General features: G+C 66.5%; 15 protein-coding genes. 6 read left to right on the plus strand and 9 right to left on the minus strand.

Features of this window, described 5'->3' with window-relative positions; translation table 11 throughout:
• Positions 1 to 116: 116 nt before the first annotated feature.
• Positions 117 to 932, plus strand: coding sequence for a polysaccharide deacetylase family protein (locus QXK92_RS18335; protein ID WP_306244522.1), 816 nt, complete (start codon positions 117 to 119; stop codon positions 930 to 932).
• Here the strand turns inward: QXK92_RS18335 and QXK92_RS18340 are convergent.
• On the minus strand, positions 919 to 2,121 hold the full coding sequence (locus QXK92_RS18340) for an SRPBCC family protein (protein ID WP_306243545.1): 1,203 nt from the start codon (positions 2,119 to 2,121) through the stop codon (positions 919 to 921). The two genes, QXK92_RS18335 and QXK92_RS18340, sit on opposite strands and share 14 nt — an antisense overlap.
• 61 nt (positions 2,122 to 2,182) lie before the next feature.
• Here QXK92_RS18340 and QXK92_RS18345 point away from each other — a divergent pair, with 61 nt between their 5' ends.
• On the plus strand, positions 2,183 to 2,986 hold the full coding sequence (locus QXK92_RS18345; RefSeq protein ID WP_306243547.1) for a PaaX family transcriptional regulator C-terminal domain-containing protein: 804 nt from the start codon (positions 2,183 to 2,185) through the stop codon (positions 2,984 to 2,986).
• Positions 2,983 to 3,534 (plus strand): DUF3558 domain-containing protein, encoded by a 552-nt coding sequence (locus QXK92_RS18350; RefSeq protein WP_306243549.1) that lies wholly within the window; start codon positions 2,983 to 2,985, stop codon positions 3,532 to 3,534. Before QXK92_RS18345 ends, QXK92_RS18350 begins: the two co-directional genes overlap by 4 nt.
• An 8-nt stretch (positions 3,535 to 3,542) precedes the next feature.
• On the opposite strand, the gene QXK92_RS18355 is transcribed toward QXK92_RS18350, so the two are convergent.
• Together QXK92_RS18355 and QXK92_RS18360 are read right to left on the minus strand one after the other, a co-directional pair.
• The gene (locus QXK92_RS18355) at positions 3,543 to 4,094 is read right to left on the minus strand and encodes a UGSC family (seleno)protein (RefSeq protein WP_306243551.1); all 552 of its coding nucleotides are present in this window, start codon (positions 4,092 to 4,094) and stop codon (positions 3,543 to 3,545) included.
• Positions 4,095 to 4,116: 22 nt separating this feature from the next.
• Entirely contained in the window at positions 4,117 to 5,226 is a 1,110-nt protein-coding gene (locus tag QXK92_RS18360; RefSeq protein WP_306243553.1) for a hypothetical protein, read from the minus strand.
• Between the two features lie 93 nt (positions 5,227 to 5,319).
• Between QXK92_RS18360 and QXK92_RS18365 the strand changes: the two genes are divergently transcribed.
• Positions 5,320 to 6,276, plus strand: coding sequence for a LysR family transcriptional regulator (locus QXK92_RS18365; protein ID WP_306243555.1), 957 nt, complete (start codon positions 5,320 to 5,322; stop codon positions 6,274 to 6,276).
• Here QXK92_RS18365 and QXK92_RS18370 read toward each other — a convergent pair.
• Positions 6,251 to 6,856 carry a TetR/AcrR family transcriptional regulator gene (locus tag QXK92_RS18370; RefSeq protein ID WP_306243556.1) on the minus strand — a complete coding sequence of 202 codons (606 nt, stop codon included), beginning with the start codon at positions 6,854 to 6,856 and terminating at the stop codon, positions 6,251 to 6,253. The two genes, QXK92_RS18365 and QXK92_RS18370, sit on opposite strands and share 26 nt — an antisense overlap.
• A 65-nt stretch (positions 6,857 to 6,921) precedes the next feature.
• Here QXK92_RS18370 and QXK92_RS18375 point away from each other — a divergent pair, with 65 nt between their 5' ends.
• A complete protein-coding gene (locus tag QXK92_RS18375; protein ID WP_306243558.1) occupies positions 6,922 to 7,752 on the plus strand; it encodes an alpha/beta fold hydrolase in 831 nt (276 codons plus the stop codon).
• 129 nt (positions 7,753 to 7,881) lie between these two features.
• Complete coding sequence (locus QXK92_RS18380; protein ID WP_306243559.1) at positions 7,882 to 8,646, plus strand: SDR family NAD(P)-dependent oxidoreductase; 765 nt, start codon at positions 7,882 to 7,884, stop codon at positions 8,644 to 8,646.
• 55 nt (positions 8,647 to 8,701) lie between these two features.
• Here QXK92_RS18380 and QXK92_RS18385 read toward each other — a convergent pair whose 3' ends face one another.
• From QXK92_RS18385 to QXK92_RS18405, 5 genes are read right to left on the minus strand one after another with little or no spacing between them, the layout of a single operon-like run.
• On the minus strand, positions 8,702 to 9,358 hold the full coding sequence (locus QXK92_RS18385) for a PadR family transcriptional regulator (protein WP_306243561.1): 657 nt from the start codon (positions 9,356 to 9,358) through the stop codon (positions 8,702 to 8,704).
• Entirely contained in the window at positions 9,355 to 9,768 is a 414-nt protein-coding gene (locus tag QXK92_RS18390) for a Zn-ribbon domain-containing OB-fold protein (protein ID WP_306243563.1), read from the minus strand. The genes QXK92_RS18385 and QXK92_RS18390 overlap by 4 nt, the downstream gene beginning before the upstream one ends.
• Positions 9,765 to 10,922, minus strand: a complete 1,158-nt coding sequence (locus tag QXK92_RS18395; protein ID WP_306243565.1) for a thiolase family protein — start codon at positions 10,920 to 10,922, stop codon at positions 9,765 to 9,767. The genes QXK92_RS18390 and QXK92_RS18395 overlap by 4 nt, the downstream gene beginning before the upstream one ends.
• A 26-nt stretch (positions 10,923 to 10,948) precedes the next feature.
• Positions 10,949 to 11,275 carry a hypothetical protein gene (locus QXK92_RS18400; RefSeq protein WP_306243567.1) on the minus strand — a complete coding sequence of 109 codons (327 nt, stop codon included), beginning with the start codon at positions 11,273 to 11,275 and terminating at the stop codon, positions 10,949 to 10,951.
• A 1-nt stretch (position 11,276) separates the two neighbouring features.
• Positions 11,277 to 13,610 (minus strand): CoA transferase, encoded by a 2,334-nt coding sequence (locus QXK92_RS18405; protein ID WP_306243569.1) that lies wholly within the window; start codon positions 13,608 to 13,610, stop codon positions 11,277 to 11,279.
• Position 13,611: the final 1 nt, after the last annotated feature.

Consider the following 13,611-nt stretch of genomic DNA (forward strand, 5'->3'; position numbering starts at 1 on the left):
CTGGTCATGGTACGGTTCGCTGCTGTGGTGTCGTCGCTGGTGAACCTCTTCCGCAGCCCTGATCAGGGCGTGCGGGGCTGCCGGCGCACCCGGAGATCGATTGCAGAATGTCAGAACTGAGCCGCCGCCGTTTCCTAGGGTCCCTCGCTGTCTCCACCGTCGCCGGTGTGGGTCTGGCCCGGTGCATGGTCGACCCCCAGCCGCGGACCTTCGCCCAGGCGCCCGCCGCCGCCGCCGCGGACGCCCCGCCCGCCGGTCCGACCGTCGCGGGCCTCCTGCCGCCCCCACCGCCCAGCGCGCGCGTGCGACTGCCCGGCGGGGGTGTGCTGAGTCAGCTTCCCGGCAGTGGTGACCTGCTGGCCCTCACCGTCGACGACGGGACGAACAGCGAGGTGGTCCGCGCCTACACGCAGTTCGCGAAGGACACGGGCATTCGGTTGACGTACTTCGTCAACGGAACCTACGACTCCTGGACCGACAACCTGGCGCTGCTTCGCCCGCTGGTCGAGTCCGGACAGATCGAGCTGGGCAACCACACCTGGTCGCATCCGGACTTGACCACCCTGTCCAAGGGTGAGATCGCCAAGCAGCTCATGCGCAACGACGAGTTCCTGAAGAAGACGTACGGCGTTGGCGCCAAACCTTATTGGCGCCCACCGTATGCCAAGCACAACGCGGACGTCGACGCCGTGGCGGCCGACCTCGGATACAGCGTGCCGGTCCTGTGGTCGGGGTCGCTGTCGGATTCGACGTTGATCACCGAGGAATACATCGTGAAGATGGCCGACCAGTACTTCACGCCGCAGTCCATCGTGATCGGGCACCTCAACCACCTGCCCGTCACGCACGTCTACCCGCAGTTGGTGGACATCATCCGCGCCCGGAACCTGCGCACGGTCACGTTCAACGACGTCTTCCTCAAGACCCCGTAGCGGCGCCGGTGTGCCGCGCCAGGCGTTCGTCGAGCACGGCGTGAAAATGTCCGGCAGCACTTTCGTGCCGCCCGAATTCGACGAAAGCGTTTGCGCCAGAGCTCAAGCCGCGCTGGACGCCCTCTGACATCTCGTTGTCTTCCACCGCTCCACGCGCGATCAACGTGCCCGCCGCTGCCGGGTTGTACTGCCCAGCAGTGACATTCGCCCGTTCATCCGGCTCCGGCCGGGCCATCGAGTAAATGGTGACGGTGCTGTGTCCGAGGTCGACCGGGTCGACCACGATCATCAGCATCAGATCCGGGAACGTTGCCAGCATGACGTTCGGGAAGAGCTGATACAGGTAGGTCACCCGCGCGTCCGTCGTCCACGTGCTCTCCGGACGATCGCGCAGTCGCTCGATGTTGCGATACGGGAACGTGAGCCGCGAGTTCGGACCGAACATCTCGACCACGTTGAGGTTGTCGTACTGCAGCGGGAAGAAGGTCTCCTTGTGGGTCGACCGGATGTGGTAGCCCTCCAGAAACTGCTCGACCAGGACCTTCCAGTTCATCGGCCGCAGCGTGCTGTCGACGTACACGAGCCGCTGCGCGGGCAACAGCTTCTCGCGCCACGCAGTTCCGTCGGTGAGCCATGCCAGCGCTTCGTCGTGAATGGCAGAGGCGGGATCGAGCGCACTGATGACAACGAGCCCGTCGACCTCATGGCTGCCGACCTCGACCAACCCCCGGCCCGCCACGTCGAGGTCGGGAAACGCCTGCTGGTGCGGAACGTGAGCGAGCGACCCGTCGAGCCGGTATGTCCAGCCGTGGTAGCGGCATACCAGGGCATGGGCGCAGCCCGGACCTTCCACCAGAGCGAAACCTCGGTGTCGGCACGCGTTGCGGAACACCCGCGCCCTCCGATCGCGTCCGCGCACCGCGAACAATGGCACCCCGAAGGCAGTTCGCTCGACGTGGTCGCCCGGGTTGGGGATGGCCGCGGACGGTACGAAGACGCTCGGCATGCTCCGCAACATCCGGACCTCGTCCGCGAATCGCCGTGGATCTACATAGTTTTCGACCGGCTCGCGCCACGCCTGTCCTTCGTCGGTGGTGCCGGCGTCGATATGGGCCAGCACGCGCCGGACGATCTCGATATCGTCGGCGACCAACGGCTTCGTCGGAGCGGCCACGCCGATTAGTATCACAGTTCGAACGTCACACGTCAACGATTTAGTGATACCGGGTGTGATCGGCCAAGATGGACCCATGCCCGCCACGTCCGGATCTCGTGTGCGCGAACTGATCGGTGACCGACCGCTCAGCGCACGTTCGGTGCTGGCATCGGCATTGCTGGGTTCCGACGGGGCCCAGCTGCCGGTGGCGAATCTGGTCGCGCTGGCATCCCTCTTCGGCATCAGCGACGGCGCCGCCCGCACCTGCCTGTGGCGGATGGTCTCCAACGGCGAGCTCAGTGCGGACGACGGTACTTACGCACTCGCCGGCCGGCTGGCCGACCGCCGCCAGCGGGTCGACGAGGCTTATCGAATCGACGACGCCGCCGAATGGGACGGCACGTGGGAGCTTGCCATCGTCTCGGTGGAGCGTCGCACCGCAGCGGACCGTCTTGACTTGCGCAAGGCGGCGATGGCCCTGCATCTGGCCGACTTCCGCGAAGGTGTCTGGATTCGGCCGGACAACCTTGATCCACACCGGCTTTCGGCGTCGCGCGCGGTGCTGGACCGGCAATGCACGCACTTTCACGGCGCCGCCACCAGCATCACGGCTGAGAAGATGCGTTCGCTGTTCGCTCTCGACGGCTGGGCCGACGATGCCAGGGTGCTGATCGACGCCATGGAAGCCGACCTGACTGGCGACGCCCGGGACGATTCGGCGGAGAGCTTCACCTACCAATTCGCTTTGTCCATCGCGGTGGTCCGCCACCTCCAGCTCGATCCGCTGCTGCCGGCCGAACTCGTCGAGGACCACTGGCCGGGAAACGCATTGCGGGGCACCTACCGTCGCTTCGACACTGCCTTCAAGGCGCGGATGAACGCGGTGTTCGACGGATGAGCGGGCGGCGGTGGTCGGTGGCTCTGGTGGCTCTCGTGGTGATACTTCCTCCGTTGGCCGCCTGCTCGGGTGGCTCGCGCGGCACCGGCGGGCAGCACACGTCCTCGACCACGGCCACCCCGAAACAGGCGACACACGGACCGTTCTTCCCCGAATGCGGTGGCGTCAGCGATCAGACCCTCGCTCAACTGACCGGCGTCACGGGACTGGTAGTCACGGCGCGCAACGCGGTCGGGTGTCAGTGGTTGGTGAACGGCAGCATCTCCGGACCGTGGTTCTCCTTCAGCTGGTTTCGCGGCAGCCCCATCGGCCGTGAGCGAAAGAACGAGGATCTGAGTCGAACAAGCGTCGACGACATCACCATCGACGGCCACAGCGGTTACGTCGCGGTTGCCACCGACCGGCTCGGCACCCGGCTCTGCGACGTCTCCATCCAGTACCAGGACGATTTCTTCGAGTGGTCAATCCAATTCGTCAGGAAACCGTTCCCCGACCCGTGTGGCATCGCAACCGAATTGGCACGCCAGACTATCGCCAAGGTGAACTGAGGCTCGCGTCACGCGACATTCCCGGCGACCGCGGCGCCGAACCAGATGCGCCGCGCCTGCGGGGCGATCTCGGCGGCACGATCGTCGAGTTGTTCCAGCGTCAGGCTGCTGATCGGATGAGTGGCGACGGCGGGTTCCAGCTCCGCCATGCCGCGGGCCTCACGTTGCAGACGGGCCTCGAGTTCGAATTCCGTTGTCACGATTGCGACGGTCGGAATCCCGGCCTGCTCCAGCCGCACCGCATCGTTGACGCAGGCCGAGCAGCAGGAGCCGCAGTCGCCGATCGCCGTCAGCGCTATGTCGTTCTCAGCCGCGATCTGTGCGATCAGTTCGGGGCGTGCGTCGGACGAGAAGTGGTGTTTGTCGTAGTACGTGACGCTTGCAAAAACCATTGCACCGCCGCTTAATTCGCGGACAGTCGCGCGGAGCAGTTTGGCGGCGTTCCACTTGGTGTTGCTCAGCACGGCCAAGCGCAGACCCTTGGTACGGGTTGGGCGCGGTGCCGCCGGAACGGCCGCCACCTCCACCACACCACAAGGGTCGTAGACGAATTCGGTCATCGCGGTCTCCTTGTCTGCGTTTCTACAGCCGGCAGGTGCCGTCTGAGCAGGCGAGTTCTCGGGCATCGTCACCGCTGCTGCCGCGGTCTGCGACTGCGCGCAGCACCGGTGTCGTCGCGGTGCTCCAGCCCGGCAGAAAGGCGGAGAATCGGCCGGCGGATCCACCGGCGACGAAGAGGTGAATGTCGTCCGGGGTGAAGACGATCGGCACGCGCCGGCCGGGCTGGCGGGGATACCACTTCGGCAGATTGCGGTTGTAGGTCCGTCCACCCTGGGGTGCGTAGCGGTCGCCGTAGCTGACGTCGTCCCAGGAGTTGGTGCCGTTGAGCCAGAGATAACGCCGGACGTCGTCGCGCGACCAGCCGAACGAGGCGATGGTGCGGGCATGTTCGACACCGATCACGACGGTGCAGGACCCACCGAGGACGGCGTTGTTGTGGGCGATGGTGCTCATCGCGGAGGCGATCGAATCCAGGATCCCCTGCGGGTCATCGGAGATGTAGTTGGTGACGCTGTGCGGTGCTTCGGCACCGATCACCAACACGGTGCTGTCTTCGGGGGCGTAGCCGTGCTCGACGTGATAGGGCGCCCACGGGCTGGCCTCCTCGTTCTCGGCGATGCAGAAGGTGTATTTGCCGGGATGACCCAGGGTGCTCTTGTCCAGCTCGCCGGGAATGCCGCCGCCGACGCTGAGCAGGATCAGCCGCACCGCGCGCCCGATCGTCGCGTTGGCCCGGTTGCCGGAACCGAAAACGTTTCCGCCCGAATTCATTCCGATCTGCCGTGCGACGGGACCGTTGACGACGATCAACGGGGACACCACGTGTGTGGTCGCCTGGATGCCGTTGAGGTTGAACCGGGGGTCGGCCAGCGCGAGCACCGCTGCCCGGACCACGGGGGCGTACTCCGGCTTGCAGCCGGCCATCACCATGTTGATGGCCAGCAGTTCACTCGTCAGGCTGCCCCAGCGCGGTGGAATCCGTGCCACGAGTTCGTCGGGTTCTCCCCCCAGCACGTCGAGCACCGCGGCGATGCGGGCCGGGGTGGGCGGCACGACGGGAAGCCCGTCACTCCACGGTTGATCGAAGTAGTGCTCGACGAGATCACGTTCCGCGGCGATCACAGCGGTCATGGCGTTGCCTTTCTGGGTCTGGTGCAGCAACGGTAAGCCGCGTGGATCATCACAGTCCAAGACATATTTGTTCAGGGTTTATATGCTGTATATATGGCCGATCCGGAACTGCGGCTGCTTCGCTACTTCGTGACCGTTGCCGAGGAGCGCCATTTCGGCCGCGCCGCGGTGCGGTTGCACATTGCACAGCCGCCGTTGAGTCAGCAGATCCAGAAGTTGGAGCGCCAGCTCGATACCGAGCTCATCGACCGGTCCCGGCGTCCGATCGAGCTGACAGAGTCGGGGAAGGCGTTGTTCGACGAGGCGCGCCTTGCGCTCACCCACGCCGAGCGTGCGTTCGCGGCGGCGCGGCGGGCGGCCATCGGCGAGCTGGGCCAGCTGCGCATCGGCGCCCTGCAGGCGGCGGTCGACGGCGTGCTGCCCCATGTGATGCGGGCGCACCGGCTCCAGTTTCCCGACGTGAAGCTCGAACTCAGCGAACTGAGCAGCGCCGAGCAGGTCGGCCAGTTGATTGAGCACCGCATCGACGTCGGCCTGCTTCGCGGCCCGGTTGACGATCCGTCATTGACAATCCGGCCGCTGGTCGACGATCCGCTTGCCGCCGTTGTGTGCGATGACCATGCGCTGGCCGGCCGACGGCAGATCGAACCGGCGCTGCTTGCTCATGAACCGATGATCCTGTGGACGCGAGCCGCGGCAGCCACCACCTATGGCGACGTCATCGAGGTGTTCCGCAGGTATGACATCGAACCGCCGATCGTCGACGAAGTACCACGCATCCAGACGATCCTTGCCCTGGTCGCGTCGGGGGCTGGAATAGCACTGTTGCCAACATCTTTCGTCAACCTGAGCCGAGCCGGCGTGCGGTTCATCCGGCTGCGGGGACAACTGCCGCACCGGCCGCTCGCACTGGCATGGCGAGCCGCCGGCCAGTCACCCAGCGTGCGTGGCTTTCTCGACGTCGCTGTCGCTGCGGTGCCGCAGTATCTGGACGATCTGCGTGAGCACAATCCGCAGCTTGGTCCTACCCCTCGAGCATCCCGTCGATAAGTCGATGTAACACCTGACGGATCTCCTTGCGGGTCCGCTTCTGATCCTCGGCGGTGGCGATCGCCATGGCCGCTTCGTCGAGCGCGCCGATCAGCACGGTGGCCAGCGGGCGCACCGGCAGTCGCGCCAGCTGGCCCGCCTTGATCGCCTCCGTGATCAACTGCTCGGTCATGCCCAAGCTGTAGCGCTGGGCGACGTCGCGAAAGGCGGCCCAGCCCAACACGGCGGGTGCGTCCAGCAGGATCAACTGGCGCACTTCCGGATCACCGGACACCTCCAGCCAGGCGTCGACTGCGGCGCGGATCATGTCGGCGGGGGTCGTGGCCCCCGTCGCTGCCACCAGCGTGGCCATGCGTGTCATCACGTCGAGCTCGACAGCCTCGACGACGTCGCGGAATAGCGCTGCCTTGTCGGTGAATTGGTGGTACATCGCCCCGCGCGTGACGCCAGCCTCGGTGGCGATCTCCGGCGTGCCGACTTCGGCGTAACCGCGCAGGCCCCACAGTCTGCGCGCAGCCGAGATCAGCGCCTCACGGGTAGCCGCGGAGCGCTCCTCCTGGGTACGTCTCTTGATTTCCATACAACCTGTTGGTAATTTACGAACAGACAGACTGTTTGTAAATCCCTTCTCTGGTAGGAGCCTTCATGCCGACGATCGACATTAGCGCCGGAACCATCCATTACGAAGCAACCGGACCCGAAAGCGGCAGGCCCGTGGTGTTCGTGCACGGGTACATGATGGGCGGCCAACTGTGGCGCCAGGTCAGCGAGCGACTCGCCGAACGCGGCCTGCGTTGCATCGCCCCCACCTGGCCGCTCGGTGCTCACCCCGAGCCGCTGCGTCCGGGGGCCGACCGCAGTATCACCGGCGTCGCCGGCGTCGTCGCCGATTTCCTTGCCGCGCTTGACCTTGACGACGTGGTGCTGGTCGGTAACGACACCGGCGGAGTGGTGACCCAACTCGTCGCGGTGCACTACCCGGAGCGACTCGGTGCGCTGGTGCTGACCAGTTGCGATGCCTTCGAGCACTTCCCGCCGCCGATACTCAAGCCGGTCATCCTCGCGGCAAAGTCGAAGAAGGTGTTCCGCGCCGCAATCCAGGCTGTCCGGGCGCCGGTCGCACGCAAGCGGGCGTATGAAGGTCTGGCGCACAGTGACATTGACGCGCTGACGCAGGCCTGGGTGCAGCCGGCAGTGTCCGACCCGGCGATCGCCGAAGACCTCCGTCAGTTCTCGCTGTCGTTGCGCACCGAGGTCACCACCGGTGTCGCCGCCCGACTCCACGAGTTCGACAAGCCGACGCTCATCGCCTGGTCGGCTGACGACGTCCTCTTCGAACTCGAAGACGGCCGCCAGCTGGCCGCGACCATTCCGAACGCCCGGTTGGAGGTCATCGAGGGAGCTCGCACCTTCTCGATGGTGGACCGGCCCGACCGGCTTGCCGATCTACTCTCGTCGATTGCGGTGCGCGCCTAGCGTGCACGTGAAGAATCAACTGCGCCAGGCGGTTTGCGCGACCCGGTAGACGTTTCCGCCTAGGGCGGCGGCCATGTCCGCGTCGGCCCCCGCGTCGGGCCCGGCGATCTCGCGGGCTAGCGTTTCACCATGTCGGACGAAACCCTGCAGGGCAGACGCATCCTGGTCACCGGCGCGGCGACCGGGATCGGGGCCGCCGCTGTCGCCGCGCTCAGCGCCGCCGGTGCGCAGATAGCCGCCACCTATCACCAAACGCCCCCTCCCGACGGCCTGGCCGCCACCTGGCTGCAGTGCGATGTGCGCGATGCCGAGGCGGTCTCGGCAACGGTGGCCCGCGCGGCCGAGGCTCTCGGGGGACTCGATGTTCTGGTCAACGCCGCGGGGCTGTGGCAGGCCGGGATTCCGGGTTACATCGAGCCTGAGGACATCTCGTTCCTGTTGGACACCAACGTGAAAGCCACGATCCTGACCAACCAGGCGGCCTACGCCGTGATGAAAGACCAGCAGCCCAAGGGTGGCCGCATCATCAACTTCGGATCGTCGGAGGCCGTGATGGGTAGCCCGGTCTCGGCAGTCTACGCCGCGACCAAGGGCGCGGTGCAGGCCTGGACGAGGTCGGCGGCGCAGGCTTGGGCCCACGACAAGATCACCGTCAACGCGCTGGCGCCGGCGGTGCAGACGCCGGGCTCCAATCGGTTCCGCGAGTTTCTCGGACCCGACGCCGCGCCGTTGATCGACGAACAGCTCAAGGCCAGGATTCCGCTCGGCGGGGCGCTCGGCGATCCGGCGCGCGACCTCGGACCGGTGCTGGTGTTCCTGGCCGGACCCGGCTCCGGCTTCATCACCGGGCAATTGCTCGCCGTGGACGGCGGCCTCATCATGGTCGGCGGCTGACTTCTCCGCGCGAGCAGACATAAACTCGCGTGATTTCGTACGGCGACACGCGAGTTTATGTCTGCTCGGCCCACTTGGTGCGCCGCCGGATCTGTCCTTTGGGCCGGCGCACCCGGCCGGCCGGATCTCGCGTTGTGCCCGCGGCAATCTCGTCGCGCAGCTGCTCGATGTTGGAAATCTCCGCGTAGAGGCCGCGGATGGCGTAGTCCAGGACCGCGAACGAGTAACGCTGGTCGGGATCGTCGAGGATGCCGACCTCACCGGATCGCCGGCGCGACCACAACGCCTCGTCCAACCGCTTCCGGGTCGCCTCGAGGTGCCGTTCCAGGGAGTCGATCACGCGTTCCGGGTTCTCCCCGCGAGCCAGCCAGGTCCGCAGGATCACGGGGTGTTTGATGACAACCTTGTCCTCGCCGGGGAAGTGCTGCACCCAGTTGCGCAACGCCTCGAGGCCGGAGTCGGTGGTCTCATACAGCGTGATCGCGCGCTTGCCGGACTGCGCGCCGATTTCGTCGACCATCCCGCGCTGCTGCAGCCGGTTGAGTTCGCGACGGACGTGGCTCACCGAAGGGGACCAGTAGAAGTGGCCGACGGACAGTTCGGCGCGCGTCTTGATTTCCCCGGCGGTGAGTTGTTCATCGGTGGCCGCCAACACACCCAGCACCAGGTAGGCCGTCACCGGCAGGCCGTCAGTGGTACGCCGGGGACTCACTGTGATCCGGTGAAGTAGGGCAGGGTCAAATCCGGCTCGAGTGAATGGAATTCGACTCGAACGCGCATGCCGATGGTCAATGCTGCGACATCCACGCCGACGATGTTCGTCAGCATCTGATAACCCTCGTCCAGGGTGACGATGGCCGGCGCATAGGGCGGTTGGAAGTCAGCGGTCACCGGCCGGTGTACGACCGTCCAGCTGTAGATTTCCCCGCATCCGCTGCCGCGCGTCCACTCCAGTGCCGCCGAAAGGCACTGGCGGCATTGCTCTGTCGGCGGGAAGTTTGCGATGCCGCAATCAGAGCAGCGCTGGTAACGCAACTCCTGCGCACGGCAGCCCTCCCAGAATGGCGCGCTGAGGGGGCTGATGGCGTGCGGTACCGGTCCGGATTGCGGGCGCAGTGTCATCGGGGCTCGCTTCCGAGCAGCAGCACCGTGGTGAACAGAGCTCCCGCACCACCATTGCTGCACAGGGCAATTCGCGCATTCGGCACTTGCAGCGACCCGGCGGCGCCGCGCAACTGTTGTACCGCGCGCACGGCGCGCTGCATCATCTGCGGATTGGAGCCGGCATGACTGAACGACATGGTTCCTCCATCGGTGGTGATCGGGTGACTGCCGTCGATGGCGATATGACCTTCGGCGACAAACGGCCCACCTTCGCCGTCGCCGCAGAACCGGAACGCCTCCAACTGCCGGATGATCTCGAACGAGAACGGATCGTAGAGTTCCAGCACATCCACGTCGTCGCGCCGGATTCCGGCGTGTGCGAACGCACGGTCGGCCGCCCGCCGGCCCACCACACCGTTGGCGTGATCACCCCGACGTCCGGTGAGATCCCAGGCCGGCGGGTGCTGATAGGAGGGGCCGTGGAAGTCGGCGCCGCTGCCCAAAATATGAATCGGCCGGCCCATCGCCTCGACGGCGTCGATGTTGGCCACCACCAGCGCACAACCTCCTTCTGAGGTGGTGGCGCAATCGAGGAGGTGAAATGGGTCGGCGATCAGTCGCGACGCGGTGATGTCGTCGGGGGCGAATGGACCTCGCTGGTAGTAAACGGCTTCGGGGTTGTTCGACCCGTTGTTCCGGATGGTCGCCGCGACGATCGAAAGCTGTTCACGCGTCGTGCCGTACACGTGCATGTGGCGTCGGGCGATGAGGGCGAATTCCGCGGTGGTGAACATGCCCCACGGCGCCACGAACTCGTTCTCCGGTCGCGTCCACGGCGCGGTCGCCTGGTGGTCGCGGTACTCGCCCGCTTGGGCGGCCACGAGCACCACCACGTCGGCCATGCCGTGCTCGATCGCGGTCGCCGCTTCGGTGATCATCCCGACCCCGAAACCCATTCCTTGCCAAGCGGGTCCGATGCGCAGGTCGTAGATCAGCGCAGTCGACAGCGGGCCCGCGCTGATTCCGTCGACGTCCGCCAGTGCCAGGCCCGCGTCGTCAAGTGCACCTTTGATGGCCGCGACGGCCAGGCTGCGCGACGTCTCGCCATCCAGTCGGCGGCCCTGGACGGTGTTGTACACGCCGACGATGGCCGCGGTACGCTGCTGCGTCACGTAGTCTCCATTCTGTCTGCCGCCATTCAGTTTTCGTCTGCCACGACACCGAGATAGGTGCCTACCACGTCACATTCGATCCCCGCCCGGAAGATCCGTCCGATGAGCCGGGCGCGGGTGTCCGTCGGCGCGGCAGCAGCCACGACATCGATCCGCACATCGACGGGCCGCGCGGTCTGCGGGTCGGTGATCTCCACGACCATGGCCACCGCGTGTTCGCGCTCGTCCCACTCCACACCGGTGATGCGATGTCGCGCGGTCAGTTCCAGGACGACCGAATCCCGCCGCAGCAGGAAGCGGACCGGCTGGCACAACTCTCCGGGCCGTGGCGGCACGCACAGCGTCACCGCCACGTCACAGGCCCGCCGGACGTGCTGACGTGATCTTCGAGTTGGTCAATGCGGCGAGATCGTCTGGGGAGTATCCGATTTCGGTCAACACCTGATTGGTGTCCGCGCCATAGAGCGGGGAAACCCGGTGAATCCAACGCCGCGGTTTGCCAATGAACGTGAACGGCATCCCGGTGCACAGAAACGAACCCGCGACCGGATGATCGACGCGTTCCCAGAAGCCCCTGGCGAGCAGGTGCGCATCGGTGAGCAGGCCGGCCGGTGCCCTGACCGGCGCTGCGGCCACGCCGGCCGAACGCAGCACGCGGACCGCGTCCGGCACCGTGCGGCGCGCCGCCCAGTCGGTGATCAGTTTGTCGATCTCGTCGTCTCGTTCCCGCCAGCTGGTTTCGTCGGGTCCAAGTTCGGGCCGGTCGATGACCGCGGCCAGCGCCTCGCGGGCGGTCCCTCCGATCGCCGCGAGCGCCACCCATTCGTCATCGCCCAGGCAGCGGTACACGCCCTGCGGGGTGGCGCCGGGGCCGCGATTGCCTTGCCGCCGTAGTTCAATGCCGTCGCGCGAGTATTCAATCAGCATCTCGGCGGCCACGTTCAGTGCCGCCTCCACCATCGTGGATTCCACCTGCACACCGGTCCCGTCCCGGTCACGGACCACTAGTGCCGCCACAGCGGCGAAGGCGGCATGCAGTCCGGCGATCGGGTCGCACACACCGCGCGGAATGACCGGCGGACCCTCGGCGTGACCGGTGATCCACGCCATCCCCGTCGCCTGCTCCATCGTCTGGGCGAACCCCACCCGGTCGCGCCAGGGGCCGTCCAGCCCGAAGGCCGGCATGCGCACCATGATGGCCCGGGGATTCGCGGCGCTGACGACATCCCATTGCAGGTTGAAGTTCTCCATCACCCGCGGCGAGAAGTTCTCGATGACGAGATCGCTGGCGGCAATCAGTTTCAGCGCGACCGTGCGCCCGGCTTCGGTTCCGAGCTCGATGCTGACGCCGCGCTTGTTGTTGTTGCTGCACAGGAAAACCGGTCCCCACTCCCACCACTGGTCCCAACTGGGGGGCCGGCCCGCGGAGAACCGCATGCCGTCCGGGCGTCGCACGCCTTCGACCTTGACGACGTCGGCGCCGAGGGCGCCGAGGAACTGCGTGGCGACCGGCCCGGCCCAGAACGCGGTCAGGTCGGCTACCCGGATATCGGACAAGGGAAGTGCACCCGGGTCGTCCCGGAAGCCGCCACTGACGGGGCGCGGAGGCCAGTCGATTTCTCCGCTGTGTTCGCCGAGTCGCGGCGCCCGGCCGCCGGTTGTGGTGGTGATGGTGTCACCGCGGTAGGGCACCCGGGGTTGCAGCACGCCGAGTTCGGATTTCACGAAGACACCCCGTTGGACGAAGTGGTCGACTTTCGCCAGTGCCGCGGGGGTACCGATCGGCGCAACCGGGATGCGGAAGGCCACGGCAAGGTCGACGATCTCCTGGGTGGTGCGGGTTTCGGTCCACTGCGTGACCATGTTCAGGAACTCGTCGCGACGCGCGATGCGCCCTTCGATGGAGGCCAGGTGGGCGTCGTCCAGCAGGTCGGCGCGGTCAATCAGGACAAGGAAATCCTGAAACTGTTGTGCGGTGATCGTGCAGAAGCCGACCAGCCCGTCGGCGGTGGGGACGATCGACGGGAGTTCCAGGCTGCGGGAGGTCATTTGGGAGTCCACGCCCATGACGCTCGCGGACATCGCGGGCAGGCCGCCCATCGCGATGGCCATCGCCTCATAGGTGGAGACGTCGATGATCTCACCGTGTCCGGTGCGTGCGGCGTGACGCGCGGTGGCCGCGGTAACCGCCGCCACGAAGGTGCCGGCCAGCCATTCGCCCAGCCGCCCACCCGCCTGCACGGGTTCGTCCCCCGGCCACCCGCGGCTGGCGATCGAGCCGGAAAGCGCCTGCAGGATGAACTCATTGGCCAGGACCTGATCGTCGACGTAGGGTCCGGTCGTGCCGAACGGCGTGACGGCAACTAGCACCGACGACGAATCTGTCTGCGCCGCAAGGCCGTCCAGGGTCCATCCGTCGGTGAGGTCGGTGATCACCACGTCCGCGCCGGCCAGCAGGGCCGCGCGGGCGTCGTCCAGCACCGATTTCTTGCCGGCGGCCAGGTAGTCGAACAGGGCGCCGGGCGGTCCGCCTCCGGCCGACCACCACCGTAGTGAATCTCCCTGCTCACTCTCGATTTTGACGACGTCAGCCCCGGCGTCGGCGAACATCTTTCCCGCATAGGCGGCCGCGATTCCATTGGACAACTCGAGCACGCGCCACCCGGTGAACGGCGGTTGATGCGGCACG

Origin of the sequence: Mycobacterium sp. TY815 (assembly GCF_030755135.1) — a bacterium.
Lineage (GTDB): Bacteria > Actinomycetota > Actinomycetes > Mycobacteriales > Mycobacteriaceae > Mycobacterium.